Source organism: Flavobacterium chilense, from assembly GCF_001602525.1.
Lineage (GTDB): Bacteria > Bacteroidota > Bacteroidia > Flavobacteriales > Flavobacteriaceae > Flavobacterium > Flavobacterium chilense.
In genome coordinates this window covers 152911-173643 of record NZ_LSYT01000008.1, presented here as the reverse complement: position 1 = coordinate 173643, position 20733 = coordinate 152911, and the positions used below count along the sequence as shown (strand labels likewise).

22 protein-coding genes are annotated in these 20733 nt (G+C 33.5%); 9 read left to right on the top strand and 13 right to left on the bottom strand.

Features of this window, described 5'->3' with window-relative positions:
- Positions 1-12: 12 nt before the first annotated feature.
- Positions 13-921 (bottom strand): 16S rRNA (cytosine(1402)-N(4))-methyltransferase RsmH, encoded by a 909-nt coding sequence (gene rsmH, locus A4F88_RS18605; protein ID WP_178368493.1) that lies wholly within the window; start codon positions 919-921, stop codon positions 13-15.
- Positions 896-1369 carry a division/cell wall cluster transcriptional repressor MraZ gene (locus tag A4F88_RS18600; protein WP_029273286.1) on the bottom strand — a complete coding sequence of 158 codons (474 nt, stop codon included), beginning with the start codon at positions 1367-1369 and terminating at the stop codon, positions 896-898. Before A4F88_RS18600 ends, rsmH begins: the two co-directional genes overlap by 26 nt.
- Before the next feature lie 378 nt (positions 1370-1747).
- Between A4F88_RS18600 and A4F88_RS18595 the strand changes: the two genes are divergently transcribed.
- Positions 1748-2512 carry an alpha/beta fold hydrolase gene (locus A4F88_RS18595; protein WP_068844232.1) on the top strand — a complete coding sequence of 255 codons (765 nt, stop codon included), beginning with the start codon at positions 1748-1750 and terminating at the stop codon, positions 2510-2512.
- Between the two features lie 42 nt (positions 2513-2554).
- Positions 2555-3175, top strand: a complete 621-nt coding sequence (gene yihA / locus A4F88_RS18590; protein ID WP_068844229.1) for a ribosome biogenesis GTP-binding protein YihA/YsxC — start codon at positions 2555-2557, stop codon at positions 3173-3175.
- A gap of 81 nt (positions 3176-3256) precedes the next feature.
- Here yihA and gldC read toward each other — a convergent pair whose 3' ends face one another.
- Positions 3257-3592: a gliding motility protein GldC gene (gene gldC, locus A4F88_RS18585; RefSeq protein WP_068844227.1), complete on the bottom strand. Its 336-nt coding sequence runs from the start codon at positions 3590-3592 to the stop codon at positions 3257-3259.
- On the bottom strand, positions 3592-4548 hold the full coding sequence (gene gldB, locus A4F88_RS18580; protein WP_068844225.1) for a gliding motility lipoprotein GldB: 957 nt from the start codon (positions 4546-4548) through the stop codon (positions 3592-3594). The genes gldC and gldB overlap by 1 nt, the downstream gene beginning before the upstream one ends.
- A gap of 99 nt (positions 4549-4647) precedes the next feature.
- On the opposite strand from gldB, the gene nadE reads away from it, so the two are divergent.
- Both nadE and A4F88_RS18570 read left to right on the top strand, forming a co-directional pair.
- Entirely contained in the window at positions 4648-5454 is an 807-nt protein-coding gene (gene nadE, locus A4F88_RS18575) for an NAD(+) synthase (protein ID WP_068844223.1), read from the top strand.
- 91 nt (positions 5455-5545) lie between these two features.
- The gene (locus A4F88_RS18570; RefSeq protein WP_057123745.1) at positions 5546-6175 is read left to right on the top strand and encodes a response regulator transcription factor; all 630 of its coding nucleotides are present in this window, start codon (positions 5546-5548) and stop codon (positions 6173-6175) included.
- An 84-nt stretch (positions 6176-6259) separates the two neighbouring features.
- Here the strand turns inward: A4F88_RS18570 and dnaG are convergent, their stop codons facing one another.
- The 5 genes from dnaG to A4F88_RS18545 all read right to left on the bottom strand — a co-directional run bounded on the left by dnaG (position 6260) and on the right by A4F88_RS18545 (position 12113).
- Entirely contained in the window at positions 6260-8335 is a 2076-nt protein-coding gene (gene dnaG, locus A4F88_RS18565) for a DNA primase (protein ID WP_068844220.1), read from the bottom strand.
- Positions 8336-8461: 126 nt separating this feature from the next.
- Positions 8462-9508, bottom strand: coding sequence for a F0F1 ATP synthase subunit B family protein (locus A4F88_RS18560; protein WP_068844218.1), 1047 nt, complete (start codon positions 9506-9508; stop codon positions 8462-8464).
- 171 nt (positions 9509-9679) lie between these two features.
- Entirely contained in the window at positions 9680-10390 is a 711-nt protein-coding gene (locus A4F88_RS18555; protein WP_068844216.1) for a hypothetical protein, read from the bottom strand.
- Positions 10377-10937 (bottom strand): RNA polymerase sigma factor, encoded by a 561-nt coding sequence (locus tag A4F88_RS18550; protein ID WP_068844215.1) that lies wholly within the window; start codon positions 10935-10937, stop codon positions 10377-10379. Before A4F88_RS18550 ends, A4F88_RS18555 begins: the two co-directional genes overlap by 14 nt.
- A 198-nt stretch (positions 10938-11135) precedes the next feature.
- Positions 11136-12113, bottom strand: a complete 978-nt coding sequence (locus A4F88_RS18545; protein WP_068844214.1) for a polyprenyl synthetase family protein — start codon at positions 12111-12113, stop codon at positions 11136-11138.
- 163 nt (positions 12114-12276) lie between these two features.
- Between A4F88_RS18545 and A4F88_RS18540 the strand changes: the two genes are divergently transcribed.
- Entirely contained in the window at positions 12277-13137 is an 861-nt protein-coding gene (locus tag A4F88_RS18540) for a hypothetical protein (protein WP_068844213.1), read from the top strand.
- Between the two features lie 82 nt (positions 13138-13219).
- Here the strand turns inward: A4F88_RS18540 and rlmN are convergent, their stop codons facing one another.
- On the bottom strand, positions 13220-14263 hold the full coding sequence (gene rlmN / locus A4F88_RS18535) for a dual-specificity RNA methyltransferase RlmN (protein WP_068844212.1): 1044 nt from the start codon (positions 14261-14263) through the stop codon (positions 13220-13222).
- Between the two features lie 296 nt (positions 14264-14559).
- Here rlmN and A4F88_RS18530 point away from each other — a divergent pair, with 296 nt between their 5' ends.
- The 4 genes from A4F88_RS18530 (at position 14560) to A4F88_RS18515 (ending at position 17307) form a co-directional block, all read left to right on the top strand.
- The gene (locus A4F88_RS18530; protein ID WP_068844211.1) at positions 14560-15153 is read left to right on the top strand and encodes a YceI family protein; all 594 of its coding nucleotides are present in this window, start codon (positions 14560-14562) and stop codon (positions 15151-15153) included.
- A gap of 263 nt (positions 15154-15416) precedes the next feature.
- Entirely contained in the window at positions 15417-15782 is a 366-nt protein-coding gene (locus tag A4F88_RS18525; protein WP_068844389.1) for a hypothetical protein, read from the top strand.
- Positions 15783-15892: 110 nt separating this feature from the next.
- Entirely contained in the window at positions 15893-16534 is a 642-nt protein-coding gene (locus tag A4F88_RS18520) for an O-methyltransferase (protein WP_068844210.1), read from the top strand.
- A 53-nt stretch (positions 16535-16587) separates the two neighbouring features.
- On the top strand, positions 16588-17307 hold the full coding sequence (locus tag A4F88_RS18515; protein WP_068844209.1) for a phytanoyl-CoA dioxygenase family protein: 720 nt from the start codon (positions 16588-16590) through the stop codon (positions 17305-17307).
- 141 nt (positions 17308-17448) lie between these two features.
- Here the strand turns inward: A4F88_RS18515 and A4F88_RS18510 are convergent, their stop codons facing one another.
- From A4F88_RS18510 to A4F88_RS18500, 3 genes are all read right to left on the bottom strand, one after another.
- Entirely contained in the window at positions 17449-18012 is a 564-nt protein-coding gene (locus tag A4F88_RS18510; protein WP_068844208.1) for a phosphatase PAP2 family protein, read from the bottom strand.
- Between the two features lie 2 nt (positions 18013-18014).
- The gene (locus tag A4F88_RS18505) at positions 18015-18374 is read right to left on the bottom strand and encodes a Sec-independent protein translocase subunit TatA/TatB (protein WP_068844207.1); all 360 of its coding nucleotides are present in this window, start codon (positions 18372-18374) and stop codon (positions 18015-18017) included.
- A 103-nt stretch (positions 18375-18477) separates the two neighbouring features.
- Complete coding sequence (locus A4F88_RS18500; protein WP_068844206.1) at positions 18478-20715, bottom strand: M1 family metallopeptidase; 2238 nt, start codon at positions 20713-20715, stop codon at positions 18478-18480.
- Positions 20716-20733 lie beyond the last annotated feature (18 nt).

Below are 20733 nucleotides of genomic sequence, written 5' to 3'. Positions count from 1 at the left end.
CCTACCTATATATTATATCTTCTCTGCAATTCTTAATTTTGCGCTTCTTGCCCTGTTGTTGATTTTGATCTCAGCATCATCAGGAACAATTAATTTTCCGATGGTTTTATAAGGAACTGAAAAGTTTCCATAAAAATCACGTTCGGGCTCTCCTTCAAACATTCCGTTTTTAATAAATCTTTTTACCAGTCTGTCTTCTAAAGAATGGTATGATATTACCGAAAATCTTCCCCCTGGTTTTAAAATTTCTAAAGACTGTTCAATAAACTCTTTTAAAACATCCATTTCCTGATTTACCTCGATACGAATCGCCTGATAGATCTGAGCCAATATTTTGTTTTTAACTCTTTCCGGTAAATATTTTGCCAAAACATCTTTCAGCTCATCTGTCGTTTTGATTGGATAATGTTCTCTTGCTTCTACAATTGTTCTTGCTAAAACCGGCGCATTCTTCAACTCCCCATAATCAAAAAAAACACGACGTAAATCCTGTTCTTCATATTCGTTAACCACCCGATAAGCATTTAAATCATTTTTCTGACTCATCCGCATATCCAGTCCGGCGTCGAATCGGGTTGAAAAACCTCTTTCCGGAACATCAAACTGATGGGAAGAAACTCCTAAATCTGCCAAAATCCCGTCAACACTTTTTACACCATGAAAACGAAGAAATCTTTTTATAAATCTAAAATTCTCATTAATTAAGGTAAACCTTTCATCCGGCAAGGCATTTGCCAGCGCATCTTCGTCCTGATCAAAAGCAAACAGTTTTCCGTTTGGCCCTAATCGTTTCAGAATTTCTTTTGAATGACCACCGCCACCAAACGTAACATCTACATAAATGCCGTCTGGTTTAATATTTAAACCATCAACTGTAGGATGAAGCAAAACCGGATTATGATATTCCATTGTCGTCGTCATTAATATTTCCCATTACTTCTTCGGCCAGATCCGCAAAATCCATATCTTCGCCGCTAATTGATTTTTCATATAAATCTTTATCCCAAATCTCCACAATATTAACCGCAGATGAAAAAACCACATCTTTAGAAATACTTGAAAAAGCAACCAAATCCTTTGGAACCAACAATCTTCCTAATGCATCAATTTCTACCACTTTTACACCAGCAGTAAATCTTCGAATGAAATCATTGTTCTTTTTTACAAATCGATTCAGCTTGTTGATTTTTTGCATCATCAAGTCCCACTCTTCCATTGGATACAACTCTAAACAAGGCTGAAAAACTGAGCGCTTCAAAACGAATCCGTTCTGAAGAGAGGAAGCCAATTGCTTTTTTAAAGGCGCAGGCATCATTAACCTCCCTTTAGCATCGACCTTACACTCATATGTTCCAACAATTGTGTTCAAGAAAAATACCTTAATATGTTATACAGCAAAAATATAAAAAAAAATACCACATTTTACCACAATATACCACTTTGTTAATAAGTTTAACCACTTTACTACCACTTAATCTAATTCATACCCAATCAATACTTTAGCTAATTTTTAGTCAAAAGACAATAACGATTAGAGATCAAAAAAAATATGCACTATATTTCTTAAAAAATTAATTATAATGCAGATTTCTTAACATTTTAGAAACACAGCAAAAACAGCCATTAAAGCTGATTTTTAGCCAGTTATAAATTCTACTAAAATTATGTAGTTAAAAAACGGTAGCAAAAATTCATTTTTATTTATTAAACCCTATATTTGTCCCAATTGAAATTGGCATTAAATTAAATGGACAAACACTATAAAAAAGAAGGCAAATACAGCTATTATGAAGCTGGAGAAGGAACTCCTATCGTTATTTTACATGGCTTAATGGGAGGGCTTAGTAACTTTGATGGTGTAGCACAATATTTCCCAACGAAAGGATATAAAGTTGTTATTCCGGATTTGCCAATATACACCCAAAGCATTTTAAAAACGAACGTAAAAAGTTTCGCTAAATACGTTAAAGATTTCATTACTTTCAAAGGTTTTGATAAGGTTATTTTACTAGGAAATTCATTAGGAGGACACATCGCATTGTATCATACTAAATTGTATCCAGAAAAAGTAGCCGGACTTGTAATTACAGGAAGCTCAGGTCTTTACGAAAGCTCTATGGGAGACAGCTACCCAAGAAGAGGCGATTACGAATACATCAAAAAGAAAGCTGAAGATGTATTTTATGATCCAAAAATTGCTACCCCTGAATTAATAGATGAAGTCTATGCAACTGCCAATGACCGCATCAAACTGATCAAAACTTTAACGATTGCCAAGAGTGCAATTCGTCATAATATGGCCAAAGATTTACCTAAAATGACAGTAGAAACCTGTATCATTTGGGGTAAAAATGACGCCGTAACTCCTCCAAATGTTGCTGAAGAATTTGATAAATTATTGCCTAATTCAACTTTGTATTGGATAGACAAATGTGGACATGCTGCTATGATGGAACATCCTCAGGAATTCAACACGATTCTTGAAGAATGGCTCATTAAAAAGAATTTATAGCACTTAACTTTCGATTTTAAGGAGGTTTTAAAACCAAAAAACATGAAAATTACTACTGCCGAATTCATTATTAGCAATTCTGAAGTTTCAAAATGTCCAAAAGATCTTTTGCCAGAATATGCTTTTATCGGAAGATCAAACGTAGGTAAGTCGTCTTTGATTAACATGCTTACCAATCATAAAAATCTGGCCAAAACTTCAGGAAGACCGGGAAAAACACAATTAATTAATCATTTCAAGATTAACAACAATTGGTTTTTGGTCGATTTACCGGGTTATGGTTATGCCAAAGTTTCTAAAAAAACAAAATCGGTTTTCCAGCAATTTATCACAGATTATTTTGAAACCAGAGAGCAACTGGTTTGTGCTTTTGTTTTGATTGATATTCGCCATGAGGCCCAAAATATAGACATTGAATTTATGTCGTATATGGGAGAAAGCGAGATTCCGTTTTGTATTATTTTTACTAAAGCAGATAAGATTAGTAAAACAAAAATTGACTCACATATTGCTGCATATAAAAAACAAATGTTTGCCAACAACTGGGAAGAAATGCCTCAGTATTTTGTAACCTCATCAACAGAATCAACCGGAAAAGAAGAAGTCCTGAATTATATTGATGAAGTAAATCAGGAAGTTTTTAAAAACAATAGTGAATTTTAAATTCTCAAAATAAAACTCATAAAAAATCCCAAATTCCAAGCCTTACAACTGGAATTTGGGATTTTTTATTTTAAAATTCTTTTACTTCGTTAGCTCTAGTTTCTCCGCAAAGTAATCACAGAAATCTTTCATAGTATCAGACATTTTTTCATCATCTGTTGCACGTTTAAAAGTATCTGACATTGCCACTAAAGTTTGGTGAAAGAAAATCTTCATCTCATCTACCGGCATATCTTTTGTCCACAAATCAATACGCATTGTTTCCTGAGCTTTACTATCCCAAATCGACAACATAATTGCTTTTGCTTCTTCGGCCTGTACACCACCATCCTGAGCGCTCCATGTTAATTTTTCAGGAACACGGTTTTCATCTAATTCTATATTGAATTTAATTTCTGAGTTTATTGTATTTGACATTATTTCTTAGGTTTATATTTTGATTTTTCAAAGATTACCTTTGCATCTGTTTTTAATAATTCCGGCAAAGTTACGTTATTATTTTTCATATACGATCGTACCATCTGCCAGCCAATCCAGGCTCCAACTCTGCCCGGCGTATCATTATCTATTTCTAAATAAAATTTAGAGAAAGGAGCCGGTGTCATAAAACGGGTTGTTAACTTAGGATCTTCGCTATACAGCATTTCGTTTTCGATAAAGAAACGCCACATATATGCTTCATTCTCCTCGCACCATTTTATTTGCTCCGAAGTATACCCTATTTTTTCAGCATCAGTATAGGCTGGCAAAAGAAGATCTTTGGCATACAATTGTTTTCCTGCAAAAACCATCTGAGAAACCAGGTTTTTATCCGGAGAAACAGGAATATTTCTATAAGTAAAACTGGAAACCACATCCGGCATGATTTGTTTTTCTTCAAAATTCTGTTTCAGGTAATTTGGAAATTCATAAAACTTATGATCTTTTCCCAAGTACAATTCTAACGATACAATAACCAGACTGTCTGCATAAATTGCCTTGGCATTATAATCCATTTCTCCTATAAGCGTAATCACTTTAGGCGTTTTGGTTTTTGGAAAATAATATTTAACATGCTGAAAAAGGGTATTGAATTCCTGACGAACTGGTTCAAAATTGCCGTACTTTTTTTGAACTTCAGCATATACTTCTCTCCAGATAGGTTCCTGCATTCTTTTCAGCCAGACATCATCATTAGTACCTGCCGGAAAAAAGAATGGATATTGTTTTTTTATCTTGGCCAAATCCTCTGGTTTGGTTTCAAAAAACACCTTATCAAAACGTTCTACTTTAATATCAACAGGGATTTCTTCGACTGCTTTTTCGACCTTAGTTTTTTGATCACAAGACAAAAAAAACAAGCACAGAACCACTACAAAGCGATAAATTTTCATTTTATTTTAATTAGATTTGTGTTGCACTAATTTAAGCTTACATACGCTTAAAAATATTTGTGCAAATATACATCCCTGTATCTTAAAACTTGAATTATTATGGCTAAAAAAAGTACTATTCAGACAGAAAAAGTAAACACTCATATTGTGGAGTGGCTAAAAAATTATGCTAACAATGCAAAAGCAAACGGTTTTGTAATTGGAATTTCAGGCGGAGTTGATTCTGCTGTTACTTCTACATTATGTGCACAAACCGGTTTAACTGTTTTATGTGTTGAAATGCCAATTCACCAGGCCGAAAATCAAGTTTCAAGAGGAAGAGAACATATTGAACAATTAAAGAAACGTTTTCCGAATGTTTTAAGTGTAGAAACTGATTTAACTGACACTTTTGAAGCATTTAAGAGCGCCGTGCCAACATCAAAAGATTCAACAAAAGTTAATTTATCATTGGCAAACACCCGTGCACGCCTCAGAATGACATCTTTATACTATTTAGCTGGAATTCACGGCTTATTAGTTGCAGGGACTGGGAATAAGGTAGAAGATTTTGGAGTAGGTTTTTACACCAAATATGGAGACGGCGGGGTCGATTTAAGTCCAATTGCTGACTTAATGAAGTCTGATGTTTATGCTCTTGGACAATTTTTAACAATTCCGGAATCAATTTTAACAGCTGCTCCAACTGATGGATTATTTGGTGACAATCGTACTGATGAGGATCAACTGGGAGCAAGTTATGATGAACTCGAATGGGCAATGTTGGCCGCGGAGTCAGGAAATACGGCATCTGACTTTAATGGGAGAGAAAAATCTGTCTTTGAAATTTATAAACGTTTAAACACCAACAACAAGCATAAAATGGACCCAATACCCGTTTGTGAGATCCCAAAAACGTTAAAATAATTTTTTTAACATTTGTCCGCAATTAATTACAGAATTTATTTATTAATTTTACAGTTCCAAAAACATGAACAATTCTAAAAAAGGTAAAATTATGATTAAAGTATGTCTTGCAGACAATCATCCTGTGACTCACTTTGGCGTAAAGTCTTATTTTAAAGACCACGACCAAATTTCAATTGTTGCCAACGTAGGCAATTTTTCAATGGTTAGAGATATTCTTCAAACGAAGGAGATCGACATTCTAATTCTGGATTTAGAGCTAGAAGGTCTTTCAAGTATCTTTGAGGTGAAATCGATCCTGAAAAATTTCCCAAAAACAAAAATTGTAATTTTTAGTGACCTCGCTGAACAAATGTACGCGCCGAACGCGATTAAAGCAGGAGTTTCCGGGTATGTACACAAAACAGAAAAACTTGAAACTTTAGGTCTTTCTATTATTAAAGTACAAGAAGGAAAAATTATCATCAACGAAACTGTGCGTAAAAACATGGCCCTTATTGCTAAACAAAGCAAAAGCGAACGTTTGTACAGAAAACTTTCAAATCGCGAAATTGAGGTTTTACGTTACTTAAGTGATGGTAAGAAAAACAATGAGATTTCTAAAATCTTAAATCTGAACGAGAAAACGATCAGTACTTACAAATTAAGATTATTGACTAAATTAAATGTTACTAATTTAGTTGACTTAGTAAATAAGGCTAAGACTTTAGAAATTATTTAATTCAATGGTATCCTGATTTGCTCCGGCAGATCATCAACCATAAAAAAAGCTCTATATTTTAATCAATATAGAGCTTTTTGATTTTTATCCGCCATGATAAGGAACTACTACCCTTCCGAGCCTTTTTGAGAAATTATTCAAGAGTTTTGAATAATCTACTACCATTGATAATAATTCTGAATTATCTTCTTTTGGATCCGCCATAAGCGAGTCTTTCAATTCCTGAATAATTTTTGAAACTAGAAACCAACGCATCGAGAATATAGTATCTGAAACATTTTGTTCGATCGTTTCACTTTTATGTTTCGGAAAAATATTTTGTCCTTCCCAGTTGTGAATGGTTAATTTTTCATCTTCCATTAAAATATTCGTCACTTCCTGTGCAAAATCAGGATCCAGATGCATCAAATATTTATCTAAGCTAAAAGTTTGATTTTGATTGTAAAAATCAATTAATCCTGTAAATATATTTTGAAATAAAGTATTAGAAAGCTCTACTTCATCTTCCTGCAAACTTAAATACACTTTTTCGTAAACTTTGTATTTTCGTTTTTCAGAGACTTCTTTAATATTCCCTTCTTCATCTGCCTTCAGGAAAACATCTTCAAAGTCCTCTTCTACACTTCCGTATAATAATAATATCTCAATAATTTTTCTTTCGAAACCGTCCAGAATATCCACTTTTTCTGTGGGTTCTTCCGGATATCCCGGTTCTCCTCCCGGATAATAATCGTCTGGTGGCCCAGTTCTTGGATCTTCGGGATCACCTCCTGAAAAAGTAACATTTTTTGGTTTTTGGTTTCTAAAAACTTCAAAAGGCTTCTGTTCCTGCTTTTGTTTTTTATTAACTTCTGCAATATCTTTTTGAATCAGCTGCGCCAGTGTACTTACCAAAACCTGCTCCGAAATATCCATAATTCTGGCACATTCCTGAACATACACTTCACGCTGAATACGATCCGGAATTTTAGAAATACTTACAACCATATCCCGAATCAGATCAGCTTTTTTTATAGGGTCGTTTTTCGCATCTTTCATCAAAAGTGATGCTTTAAACTGTATAAAGTCTTTACTGTTTTGCTCCAGATAAGCAACCAGATCATCATGAGAATTTTTTCTTGCAAAACTGTCCGGGTCTTCTCCATCAGGAAAAGCACAAACTCTCACATTCATTCCTTCTTCCAGAATTAAATCGATTCCTCGAACAGAGGCACGTAATCCTGCAGCGTCTCCATCAAAAAGCACTGTAATATTTCTGGTCAGACGATTTATCAAACGAATCTGATCAGGCGTTAAAGCCGTACCTGACGAAGCTACAACATTCTCAATTCCTGCCTGATGAAACTGAATTACATCTGTATATCCTTCAACCAAATAACAATTATTTTGCTTGGCTATGGATTGTTTGGCCTGAAAAATCCCGTAGAGGACTTTACTTTTATGGTAAATATCACTTTCCGGAGAGTTTAAATATTTTGCCGCTTTTTTATCATTGGTTAAAATACGTCCTCCAAAACCTAAAACACGTCCGGACATGCTTTCTATAGGAAACATAACACGACCTTTGAAACGGTCAAAAGGACGATCTTCTCTGGCAATGGTTAAACCGGTACTTTCCAGAAATTCTAATTTATAACCTTTACCCAGAGCTTCTTTAGTAAGTGCGTCCCAGGTTTCCGGAGAATATCCTAAACTAAACTTTTTAATCGTTTCGTTTGTAAAACCTCTTTCTTTAAAATACGAAAGTCCAATTGCTTTTCCTTCTTCTGAATTTAAAAGTATTTTATGAAAGTAATCTTTAGCAAATTCCGAAACCAGATACATACTTTCACGAACATCTGTCATGGCTTTTTCAGCATCTGTTTGTTCGGTTTCTTCAATCTCAATATTATATTTTCTTGCCAGATATCGAATCGCTTCGGGATAAGTAAACTGTGAGTGCTCCATCAGGAATTTGACAGAGTTACCTCCTTTTCCTGTACTAAAATCTTTCCAGATTCCTTTTGCAGGCGAGACCATAAACGACGGAGAACGCTCATCTGAAAAAGGACTTAACCCTTTGAAGTTACTTCCGGCGCGTTTTAAATTGACAAAATCCCCAATAACCTCCTCAACGCGAGCGGTTTCAAAAACAGAATCAATTGTATTTTGTGAAATCAAAACGTAAAATATTTAAAAAATTTGAAGTCTGTAAAAGTACGCAAATCCATCCTCAAATCTGAGGTTTTCAAATAAAAAAAGTGCCTCTTACGAAGCACTTTTTCTACTAACTAACTCAACTGCATTTTAATTCAAATCAAGTCTTAATCCTAATGATATATTGTTTTCTTTCACTAAATTATTCTTAAACAACGGGTTTAAATCATATTTTGCATACAAACTCCACGCTTTATAACCTATATAAGAACTTACACCATAGATAAAGTTATTTACATTATAATCGCCTTTTATGGTTGTTTTATAATCTAAATCGTCCTGATCGTATTTTAAAATCTGTTTCGATTTTACGTTGATTCCGGCATAGCCCCCAATTCCGAAACGGAAACTTTGATGTGTTCTGAAATATGTTTTTCCGTTGCTTACTTTTGGTCTTGAAAAATCGAATTCTAAATGTACCGGAGCCACGATATAAACATTTCTAAAACGTGATTCATCCAAATTAATGGCATTGGTCTGTAACACTGTCTGATCACCGTTTACTACAAAGTTTCGGTTATTTGTAGGACGAATGTTGTTGTACATTAACGAAAGTCCGTATTTAGCATGTAGCAAATTGTCGTTTTTCATTAATCTTGAATTGTATGTAAAACCCCATTCATAAAAATGTGATCCTATAAAACTGTAATTAGAATCCTGAAGTTTCCCATCGGCCATCATATTATTTAACCCCATTGCAAATACAAACTGAGATGTTGTTCTTCTCTCGCCGCGAATTGAATCCCTGCTTTTTTTATTCTTGTCATTTTTATCCCAGTAGATAACAATCTTTCCTTTCTTTATTGAATCCTGTTCTTTGATTTTTCCGTCGACTTTTTGCTGCACTAAATCATTCAATTCATTTTGTGCCAATGTGACTTTTTCTTCAATGATAATCGCTCTGGCTTCTGCTAATTCTTTTTTACGTTTGTCTGCTTGTTCCTGAGTAATTTTCCCTTCAGACAATTGAACGTTTACGGCTTCGACTTCTTCTTTTAAAGCTGCTTTTTCTTCTTTTGTAACCTTTTCTATTTTATTGGCAATTTGTTTTGCTCTTGACTCGAATGTTTCCTGTCCCAGTACTTTACTAACAAATAAAAAGACTAAGATTACGAGATAAATGGTAAAATTCTTCATGATTGATTTTTTAAAATTGATTGTTGATTGATGATTTTTAATGGTGAATTGTAAGTTGTGAATTGTGAATGATAATTGGTAAATTCTTTATTCTTTATTCTTTATTCTTTATTCTTTATTCTTTATTCTTTATTCTTTATTCTTTATTCTTTATTCTTTATTCTTTATTCTTTATTCTTGCTGATTTCGGTTTGCTAAAGCTACTTTTACGGTTTGATAATTTTTATTGACTTTTGTAATTACTTTTTCCCTAAATGAAAGTTCTAATTCGCCATCGACCTGATTAAGCAAATCGTTTGCATTGACTTTTAACTTTGATTTTGATTTAACCGTGTTTTCAGCAACAACAGATTTTTCGGCTGTTTCTAATAACTGATCTACTGTTTCTTTTTTTGAAGGCTCTGTAACTAATGGTTTGTTGATTGATTTTTTTTCCTGATTGTTTTTGATGATGACTGAAGACTCCGCTATTTGTTTTGGTTCATTTTTTATGGTTCTATTTAATTTTGGGTTAAGACTTTTTTCTTCTTTTACAGCATGCTCTGTTGGCGTTTTTTCAGAAACTGCTACTTCGGTTTTAACTGGCACAGTATTATTTAAAGTGGGTTTTATAACTGAATCTTTCTTCGTGTTTTCCTCTATAACAACTGTGTTTTTGGGTGTTGTGTGAATATCTTTCTTTTGATTAAAGAAGAAAGTTCCAACCAAAAGAAAACCTACGATACTTGCTGCTATATAAAGCCATTTTCTGTTCTTTTTCGGTTTTTTCTTTTCGACAACACTCAACATAGCGTCTAATCGATCCCAGGCTTTGTCGCTTGGTTCAATTTGGCGTTGATTTAGTTTTTCACGGAAATCCTTTTCAAAATTATTCGGTTCCATTATCTTGTTTTTTTAGAATATTAATTTGTGTTTGCAGCATTTTTCTAGCGTGCGATAATTGCGATTTCGATGTTCCTTCATTAATTCCCAGCATCTTTGCAATCTCATTATGTTTATACCCTTCGATAGCATATAAATTAAAAACCATTTTATATCCGTCCGGCAAAGCATCTATCAGAAACTGAATCTGATCTATCGAAAACTGACTATCTATGGCATTAAAACTTTCTTCTGTATAAATCTCATCATCGGCAAATTTTACTTTTTTCTGAACTCTTAAATAAGAGATACATTCGTTTACCATGATTCGGCGAATCCAGCCTTCAAAACTTCCTTTATTTTCAAATTTGTCCAGATTGGTAAACACTTTCATAAAAGCTGTGATCATTACATCTTCTGCTAATTGAATGTCTTTTATATATTGTCGGCAAACACTTAGCATTTTTGAAGAAAACCTACTGTAAATTTGCTGTTGAGCTTGTCGGTTATTTTCGACAGCCAACTTTATAATTTCAGTTTCTTCCTGATGTAAATGAATAATTTTCATTAATAAGCGTTTGGTTTTTGGTTTAGCAACAGACTTCTATTAGCATAGACGAGTATCGATTTGAAATGGTTGCATAGAGTATGGAAAATTTCAATAAAAAAATTAAAAATTCCAAACAAACAGAAATACACAACTGATTTACAACAAAGTAAACCAATTATTTAATCAACAAATTTTCTAATTATCTAATTAAAAAATTTATTTCTTTCTTTCAATAACGTAGTTTACCATTAAAGTAAGTGCTGCTTTGAAATCAGAATCCGGGTAATTATTTAAAAGAGAAAGCGCTTCCTGTTGAAATTGCACCATTTTATTTTCGGCGTAAGCCAAACCATTATTATTTTTTACAAAGGCAATAACTTCTTTTACGCGTTTTTTGTCTTTGTTGTGGTTTTTGATGGAGTTTATCAACCACTTTTTTTCTTGCGGAGTACAGGTATTTAAAACATGAATTAGAGGCAAAGTCATTTTTTGCTCTTTAATATCAATTCCGGTTGGTTTACCAATGGCTTCTTCGCTATAATCAAACAAGTCATCTTTAATTTGAAAAGCCATCCCGATTAATTCACCAAACTTACGCATGTTTTCTACCTGAATATCATCTTCAATTACCGATTTTGCACCAAGAGCACAACAAGCCGCAATAAGTGTAGCGGTCTTTTTTCGGATAATTTCGTAATAAACATCTTCTGTAATATCAAGTCTTCGGGCTTTTTCTATCTGAAGTAATTCACCTTCGCTCATTTCTCGAACAGCAACAGAAATGATTCGGAGTAAATCAAAATCGCCATTGTCTATCGAAAGCAATAAACCTTTTGACAATAAATAATCTCCCACTAAAACGGCAATCTTATTTTTCCAAAGGGCATTGATAGAGAAAAATCCACGGCGGCGATTACTGTCATCAACCACATCGTCATGTACCAAAGTTGCGGTATGAATTAATTCTATTACTGATGCTCCACGATAGGTTCTCTCGTTTACAGTACCTTCTGAAACCATTTTTGCAGTTAAAAAAACAAACATCGGACGCATTTGTTTTCCTTTTCTGTTTACGATATAATAGGTAATTCGATTTAGCAAAGCCACCTTTGAGGTCATCGATTCATGGAACTTTTTTTCAAAAAGTTCCATCTCGTTAAAGATCGGCTGTTTTATTTGAGAAGTAATATTCATTTCGATCCCAAATATACTATTTTAAATAAAAAAACGTTGTCTATTTTACGTTAGTATATCAACAATTTATGCAATAATTAAGAAATCTCACCAAATACATAATATAAATAAAGCCTGATTTGAATTCATTAATTAAAAGTAAAACCTAATTAAACTCATTATTATGAAAACAAAATTTTTATTTATTGGAGCATTGACTGCTTTATCATTTTTCGTTAGCTGTAATTCTGATGAGAAAACAAATAACGGATCGTCTGCATCTATTTCGAACGATGAAATTATTACCAATGCCAAAATCGATGCCTCAATAGAAGATGTAACGGATATTGCGGAGGATCAATTTAACGTACAACAAAATAGCACTGGTAAACCCGCAGGTCCTGTAAAAAGTTTTTTACCTACCTGCGCCATTATAACAACTACTCTAACAAATAATACCTGGACAAAAACTATTGATTTTGGCACTGAAGGATGTACTTTAGGCAACGGAAATGTAGTAAAAGGTAAAATGGTACTTTCTTTTGCCAATGATTTTGCCGCTGCTACACAAACTATCAGTTATACTTTTGACGGTTTTTATCATAATGGTAAAAAACTACAGGGAAGTAAAAGCATTGTAAGAACCATAAAAGCAACTAGTTTATTTGCTACAGCTCATCCTGTTTTGACGGGAACAATTGATATGACGGTTACTTTTGATGATGGAAAGGTTTATAAACGAAAAGGTTCTTTGGTAAAAGAAATGGTTGAAGGCTATGATACCTGGTTTAATTGGGAAGACAACGCTTCTTTGGTGACCGGAAGCGGATCAACTACTTTTCCTAACGGAGATACTTTTTCTGTTGAAATTACAACTCCGCTCGAATTTAAAGCATCCTGCAAAAGTCCTTTTCCTGTAAAGGGAGTTGTTTCTATTACTAAAAACGGAGCTGCTGCAGTTATCGATTATGGAAGCGGAGATTGCGATTCGCTTGCCAAAATAACCAAAAATGATATTACAGAAGAAATTAACTTAAAAAAGTAAAATCCTTTTTGCCCAAAAAAAGCATTAAGAACAAGAATAGCTCTTGTTTTTAATGCTTTTTATTTATCCTTAAATTAAAACTCTATCCTTCTTTGTTCGCCAATTGTCCACAAGCGGCGTCAATATCTTTTCCGCGGCTGCGACGTACTTTACATACTACTCCAATATTCTCTAACGCTTTTATATAAGCTAAAATAGATTCTTCTGAAGCTTGCTGAAATTCTCCGTCATCGATTGGATTGTATTCGATTAGATTTATTTTACATGGTACATATTTACAGAATTTCACCAAGGCATCAACTGAAGCCTTATCATCATTAATTCCTTTCCAAACCACATATTCGTAGGAGATTTTGCTTTTGGTTTTTCTATACCAGTATTCTAATGCTTCACGTAAGTCTTTTAAGGGAAAATTCTTGCTGAACGGCATAATCTTAGCACGGGTTTCATCTATAGCAGAATGCAGGGAAACTGCCAATTTGAATTTCACATCATCATCGGCCATTTTTTTTATCATTTTCGGAATTCCGGATGTCGAAAGCATAATACGTTTTGGCGACATTCCTAAACCTTCCGGAGATGTAATCATATCGATTGCTTTAATGACATTATTGTAATTCATTAAAGGCTCTCCCATTCCCATAAAAACAATATTCGAAAGCGGATGATTGTAATACAAACGACTTTCTTTATCAATAGCCAGAATCTGATCGTAAATTTCTCCCGGCTCCAGATTTCGCATTCGTTTTAATCTTGCAGTAGCGCAGAAATTACAATCTAAACTACAGCCAACCTGACTCGAAACACATGCTGTTGTTCTGGTTTCGGTTGGAATCAAAACTGATTCTACCACCAATCCGTCATGTAACCGGACAGCATTTTTTACTGTTCCGTCGCTGCTGCGCTGCATGGTATCAACCTTAATATGATTGATAACAAAATTTTCTTCGAGCATAGAACGTGTTGCTTTTGCAACATTTGTCATATCCTCAAAACTGTGTGCTCCTTTGCTCCACAACCATTCATAGACTTGATTACCACGAAATGCTTTGTCATTATTTGCGACAAAAAAATCCCGCAACTGATCTTTTGATAAGGCTCGTATGTCTTTTTTCTCAATTTGCATGCGGCAAAGTTACTGATTTTTTCCTTAAAATTCCTGACGATATCCTGAAGCTTAGCGCCTCATGAATCTTCGATTTCTATTTTAAGAGCCAATCACTTTTCTTTAGAACTTAGCTTAAAATCGCAATAAATAATTATAGGAATTTAATAAATCCTCAACTATGATTTTTATCATCTTCTTTCTTATGAGTTCACAATAAATTTGACCTAAGAAATAAGGCAAGCTTTTAATTCTAAAACAGATCAGATTACAAAACTTCCTTATTCAAATGATTAACCCCACAATACCTAATCAAAATGGAAACAATTAAATCAATTTTATTGACAGTGGTTTTTATAACAATGTCATTACCGACAAATGCACAAAGAAATTATACAATGTCAAAAGGAACTTTTGAAGTTGCAGGAACATCAAATGTACACGACTGGGTTATGAAATCTACAGAAGGAAGCTGCATTGCTAATTTAAGTGTTACAGATTCTAAACTAATTGATATAAACAGTTTAACTATCACATTATTAGCAGAAAGTATAAAAAGCAGTAAAACAAGTATGGACAATGTGGCTTATGAAACGATGGATACCAAAACATACAAAAACATTAAATATGTTTTAAAATCTGCAAACAAACTAAACGAAACTACCTGGAATTTAACCGGAACTTATACCATTGCAGGAGTTAGTAAAGATTACAGAACTCAGGTAAACGTATCAGCCAGTAATGGTACTTTTACTCTAAAAGGATCTAATCAGATTACTTTTGCCGATTTTGGAATGTCTCCTCCAACAGCTGCACTTGGGGTTGTTAGAGCCGGAAAAGATCTAACTATGATTTTCAACATTACGCTGAATGATTACTCTAAAAATGATAATATTTTAGTTATCAAATAAGCTCTAATCATCACTAAAAAATAAGCTTAATACCCCGAAAAACAGCACAATAACAGTAAAACAGGTTTTAACTCCAATAAAACGAAACATAATAGTGTTAAAAAAATACTGATAGGTTCAAAAAAAAATAAAATTTGGCACAAGAATTGTCTTGCTCTCAAAAGAAAAGTAATCTTACAAAGCGCGCAATCATTTTAAAATTTGTATTTTTATTATTCTACTTTATGACCTTTAAATTTTATAACCTAAAAAGACATTTTATTATGAAAAAACAAATTTTAAGCTTAGCTGTTGTTGCGTTGTTAGCATTTGCTGTTCAATCATGCGAAAAGAAAGAGCCAAAACCTACAGACGAGGAATTAACTCTTGGAAACAAAGTTGACTCATTGACTACAGATATTAAAGAAGTTAAAGACAGTGCTGTAAGCAAAACAGAAAATGCTGCTCAAGATGTAAAAGATGCCACTAAAAAGGCAGCTGACGATGTTGAAACTGCTGCAAAGAAAACAGCTACTGATGTAAAAGATGCCACTAAAAAAGGCGCTGAAAAAGTAGAAAATGCTGCAAAAGCTGCAAAAGACGGAACTGTAAAAACGGCTAAAGAAGTTAAAGACGCTTTAAAGAAATAGTTTCTTTATGTAATGAGACTAAAACCATTCGCTTAAACGAATGGTTTTTTTTATGCAAAATAGTACACTGATATTTTTGTATTTTTGCTTTAAATTAGAACTACTACAAGATGCATTTTATATCACAGGAATTAGAAGATTATATCGAGCAACATTCTGAAAACGAACCGGAATTATTAGCCAAACTAAACAAAGAAACGTACCAGAAAATACTTTTACCCCGAATGCTTAGCGGACATTTTCAGGGTCGTGTTTTAAGTATGCTTTCTAAACTGATACGTCCGGTAAATATTCTTGAAATTGGTACTTACACTGGTTACGCTGCTTTATGTTTGTGCGAAGGCATGCAGGAAAACGGACAATTGCATACTATTGATATTAAAGAAGAACTGGTTGATTTTCAAAGAAAATATTTTGATGCTTCGCCTTGGGGAAAACAAATTTTTCAGCATTTAGGTGAAGCTGTAGACATTATCCCAACATTAGATCTGAAATTTGATCTGGTTTTTATTGATGCAGATAAAGAGAATTACCTTAATTATTGGGAAATGATTGTTCCGAAAATGAATAAAGGCGGAATTATATTATCTGACAATGTTTTATGGAGCGGAAAAATCCTGGAACCGGTTCATCCAAATGATGTAAGTACAAAAGTGCTTTTAGAATACAATTTGCTTTTAAAAAACGATCCTAGAGTAGAAACTGTTTTATTGCCAATTCGCGATGGATTAACCGTTAGCAGGGTTTTATAGTTTTAAGATATTAAAGCACTAAGTTTTCTCTTTTCATATTATAACCTATTGAGATGAATTATTCAAACCAGATAGATAACGAGGGGTTTTCAATAATAAACAATGTTTATACTGAAAATGAAGTTGAAAAACTGATTTCGCTGATCAAAAACAGTACTGAAAACAAAACCGACAATCCTACTTTTAGAAAATCTCAGGATTTATTTGCGATTAGACAATTTCATAAAGAAATACCGGAGACTCTAGATTTTATTTTTAACCAAAATCTAAAAAGTATTATTGAAGATATTTTTGGGAAAGGGTATTTTATTACCAAATCTATTTATTTTGATAAACCTGAAAAATCAAATTGGTTTGTAGCTTATCATCAGGATCTCACTATTTCTGTAAACAAAAAGATTGAAGTAGAAAATTTTGAAAACTGGACTGTAAAACAAAATCAGTTTGCTGTTCAGCCACCAAAAGAGGTTTTAGAGAATAATTTCACGATCAGGATTCATATCGACAAAACAACAAAAGATAATGGTGCTTTAAAAGTTATCAATAATTCACACTCAAAAGGAATTTTGAGGATTGAAAATCTGGATTTTAATAAAGAAAAAGAAACAATCTGTGAAGTCGACAAAGGTGGTATCATGATTATGAAACCTTTATTATTTCATGCATCAAACAAAACGACAAACAACGAACGCAGAAGAGTTATTCACATTGAATTTAGCCAACAACAACTTCCAAATGGTTTGGAATGGAGCGAAAAAACAATCCTTAATTAATTTCTTGAGATTTTTCTCTTTAAAAAAAGGCTTTAACCAAAATACCAGTGTGTATTTGGTCAAAGCCTTTTATATTGACTTATATAATGTTCTTAAAAACTTATAATGTTAGTAATTTAAAACCCTCAGCAACTAAAAAAATTACCCCGGAAAATACTGTGGTTTTAGTTTTCGATAAACGAAATACAATAAGAATCCAAAAAGTGCTCCAAAGAAATATCCTGTCAAAATATCTCCAGGATAATGTAATCCCAAATAAATTCGGCTGTAAGCAAAGATTAAAGGCCATAGAAATATGAAGCCTAAATATTTAAAATGACGTTTTAAAATAAGATATAAAAACGTTGCTACTGCCATTGTATTGGCTGCGTGACCTGAGAAAAAACTATAGGATTTTCTGGTTTGCACGACACGAATAATGGTATTGATATCCGGATTATTACATGGTCGTAAACGCTGAAAAGTGTATTTGAACAGATTGGTTACCTGATCTGTAAAAGTAATTAAAACTGCTATAAAAAGCAGCAAATATAAGATTTGCTTACCTCCAAGCTTTTTATAAATTAGATAAAAAAGCAATAAAAAAAATGGCGTCCAATACAATTGCTGGGTGATAATAAGCCATAATTTATCATATTTTTCAGAACCTAAACCGTTTAGATATATCAGTAAACTGGAATCTAATTCTTGTATTTTTTCAAGCATATTTATAATTGGCGTTTTACAGGTCCTGAGATTGACTCTATATCTTCTTTTACTTTATCTATTTCTGTTTTAGTATCTCCCAGTAAATTACCGGAAAGATTGGTAGTATCACCTAATAAATTAGATTTTGCATCGTTGATCTGAGCATTGATATTACCTGTTATATCAGTAAGGGATTTTGTATCAAGACCGTTGGCCTCTGCCCCTTTTTGAATTTCACTTTTAATATCATTTGTTGCGTTTTTCAATTGTGCCATTGCTTTACCCATTGTACGGGCAATTTCCGGCACTTTGTCTGAACCAAAAAGCATTAGTACTATAAACAGTATAAAAACTAATTCACCTCCTCCTATACCAAACATATCTTTTATTTTTGTGTGCCACAAAGATATTAAATTTTGTAGCTGACAGTTTTAAAATTTACTTAAAAAAAAAGACTCCTTTCAGAGTCTTTTCAATTTATCTTTAATCAAATTTTGATTTTTCTTCTACTTTTGGCCAGCTATTATTGGTTACATCAATATCAGCCGTCATTAGTTTTGGATCAATTTGAATCTTTTTGATTGCTTTTTCAGTAGCATATACTTTTTTGGCTGTATCATTATTTTTTCTCCAGATTTGTGCCGGATACTGATAATTGTCTTTTGTACCATCTTCGTAAGTAATCTCAACCAAAATTGGCATAATCATTCCGCCTGGTTTATTAAATTCTACTTCATAGAAATATTTAGGCGATTTCAAACTTGCTTTTTCATCTGCTGTAAATGTTTGACTTACATAATCAGCCAAAGATTTTACATCTTCTACTTTTAACGCTTTTTTGTTTGAAGCACTTACTTCTGCATTATCTCCTGCTACCAAATAGACAAATGGTCCTTTTTCAAATCCAAAGCGTCCTTTTTTCACTTTCACATCTTTAAGATCTGCCGTTGGAGTTTCAGAAACATAGTATTGTTTTACATCTTTGATTCCAATGTCTACAAAATCTGTTGAGTAAAACCATCCTCTGAAAAACCAGTCTAAATCTACTGCCGAAGCATCTTCCATAGTTCTAAAGAAATCTTCAGGGGTTGGATGTTTGAATTTCCATCTGTTTGCGTATGTTTTAAAAGCATAATCAAACAATTCTCTTCCCATTACTACTTCTCTTAAAATATTAAGTCCTGTAGCCGGTTTTCCGTAAGCATTATTCCCAAATTGATGAATGGTTTCAGAGTTAGACATAATAGGCTCTAAAAACTTTTGATCTCCACTCATATACGGAACAATATTTTTTGCAGGTCCACGTCTTGAAGGGAAATTCGGATCTAATTCCTGTTCTGCCAAATATTCTAAAAAGGAATTCAAGCCTTCGTCCATCCAGGTCCATTGGCGTTCATCAGAGTTCACAATCATCGGGAAGAAAGTGTGTCCTACTTCGTGAATCACAACCCCAATCATTCCGTTTTTAACTTCTTTACTCGTTACTCCATTTTCATCCGGACGACCAAAATTCCAGCAAATCATTGGATATTCCATTCCCTGATCTTCTGCAGAAACTGAAACTGCTTTTGGATAAGGATAATCGAATGTATGTGATGAATAGCTTTTTAGAGTATGCGCTACAACCATTGTCGATGTTTCTCCCCAAAGCGGATTTGCTTCTTTTGGATAAACAGATTCTGCCATCACTACTCTGTTTCCTATTTTCACGGCCATTGCATCGTAGATAAACTTTCTTGACGAAGCAATTCCGAAATCACGAACATTTTTTGCACTAAATCTCCATGTTTTTTTCTTATCAGAAAAACCTTTTTCTGCAGCTTCTGCTTCAGCTTGTGTTACAATAACAACTGGTTTATCAAATGATTTTTGAGCTTGCTCGTAACGTTTTACCTGTTCTGGTGTAAAAACTTCACTTCTGTTGGTCAATTCTCCTGTTGCATCAATTACGTGATCTGCAGGAACAGTAATATTAACATCAAAATTTCCAAACGGAAGTGCAAATTCCCCACTTCCCCAGAACTGCATATTTTGCCAGCCTTCAACATCATTATAAACTGCCATTCTTGGATAGAACTGAGCAATTACATATAATTTATTTCCGTCCTTTTCGAACAATTCATAACCGGAACGTCCGCCTTCTTTTCTGTAATTATTAATGTTGTACCACCATTTTATCGCCAATGAGATTTTCTCTCCCGGTTTTAACGGAGTTGCTAAATTAATACGCATCATCGTTTCATTGATGGTATATGACATTGGATTTCCTTTGATGTCTTTTACCTGCTCAATATTAAATCCGCGTTCTAAATCTTTTTTCAGGTATTTACTTGAAAAACCTTCAAGTGGTAAAACCTGATTGATTTTTTCACTTTCGGCCAAAGAAGTCTGAGTTTTAGCTTTTGCCTGATTCTGATCTAACTGAATCCATAAATATTCTAAGCTATCCGGAGAGTTGTTAGAGTACGTAATAACTTCAGAACCATTAATTTTTGAATTTTTATCGTCTAACTCAATATCAATTTTATAATCTGCCTGTTGTTGGTAGTATGCTGGTCCCGGAGCTCCAGAAGCTGTACGAAACATATTAGGGGTCGCTAACAAATCATACATTTGACTGAATTTGTTAGTATCGTATTTCCCTTGTTGTCTAGGAGCAACTGTTTTTTCCTGAGCAATTAACATTGCAGGAAAAATTAATAATAATGAAAGTTTTTTCATAAAAGTTTGATGGTAATT

Bases quoted from the DNA above. Each gene is read 5' to 3' on its own strand.
- rlmN (WP_068844212.1), bottom strand. From the start codon at position 14,263: ATGCAAATTGAGAAAAAAGACATACGAGCCTTATCAAAAGATCAGTTG.
- rsmH (WP_178368493.1), bottom strand. From the start codon at position 921: ATGACGACGACAATGGAATATCATAATCCGGTTTTGCTTCATCCTACA.
- A4F88_RS18500 (WP_068844206.1), bottom strand. From the start codon at position 20,715: ATGAAAAAACTTTCATTATTATTAATTTTTCCTGCAATGTTAATTGCT.
- yihA (WP_068844229.1), top strand. From the start codon at position 2,555: ATGAAAATTACTACTGCCGAATTCATTATTAGCAATTCTGAAGTTTCA.
- A4F88_RS18570 (WP_057123745.1), top strand. From the start codon at position 5,546: ATGATTAAAGTATGTCTTGCAGACAATCATCCTGTGACTCACTTTGGC.
- A4F88_RS18510 (WP_068844208.1), bottom strand. From the start codon at position 18,012: ATGCTTGAAAAAATACAAGAATTAGATTCCAGTTTACTGATATATCTA.
- gldB (WP_068844225.1), bottom strand. From the start codon at position 4,548: ATGAAAATTTATCGCTTTGTAGTGGTTCTGTGCTTGTTTTTTTTGTCT.
- A4F88_RS18525 (WP_068844389.1), top strand. From the start codon at position 15,417: ATGAAAAAACAAATTTTAAGCTTAGCTGTTGTTGCGTTGTTAGCATTT.
- A4F88_RS18545 (WP_068844214.1), bottom strand. From the start codon at position 12,113: ATGAATATTACTTCTCAAATAAAACAGCCGATCTTTAACGAGATGGAA.
- A4F88_RS18550 (WP_068844215.1), bottom strand. From the start codon at position 10,937: ATGAAAATTATTCATTTACATCAGGAAGAAACTGAAATTATAAAGTTG.
- A4F88_RS18560 (WP_068844218.1), bottom strand. From the start codon at position 9,508: ATGAAGAATTTTACCATTTATCTCGTAATCTTAGTCTTTTTATTTGTT.
- nadE (WP_068844223.1), top strand. From the start codon at position 4,648: ATGGCTAAAAAAAGTACTATTCAGACAGAAAAAGTAAACACTCATATT.
- A4F88_RS18505 (WP_068844207.1), bottom strand. From the start codon at position 18,374: ATGTTTGGTATAGGAGGAGGTGAATTAGTTTTTATACTGTTTATAGTA.
- A4F88_RS18595 (WP_068844232.1), top strand. From the start codon at position 1,748: ATGGACAAACACTATAAAAAAGAAGGCAAATACAGCTATTATGAAGCT.
- A4F88_RS18540 (WP_068844213.1), top strand. From the start codon at position 12,277: ATGAAAACAAAATTTTTATTTATTGGAGCATTGACTGCTTTATCATTT.
- A4F88_RS18520 (WP_068844210.1), top strand. From the start codon at position 15,893: ATGCATTTTATATCACAGGAATTAGAAGATTATATCGAGCAACATTCT.
- A4F88_RS18530 (WP_068844211.1), top strand. From the start codon at position 14,560: ATGGAAACAATTAAATCAATTTTATTGACAGTGGTTTTTATAACAATG.
- A4F88_RS18515 (WP_068844209.1), top strand. From the start codon at position 16,588: ATGAATTATTCAAACCAGATAGATAACGAGGGGTTTTCAATAATAAAC.
- A4F88_RS18555 (WP_068844216.1), bottom strand. From the start codon at position 10,390: ATGGAACCGAATAATTTTGAAAAGGATTTCCGTGAAAAACTAAATCAA.
- gldC (WP_068844227.1), bottom strand. From the start codon at position 3,592: ATGTCAAATACAATAAACTCAGAAATTAAATTCAATATAGAATTAGAT.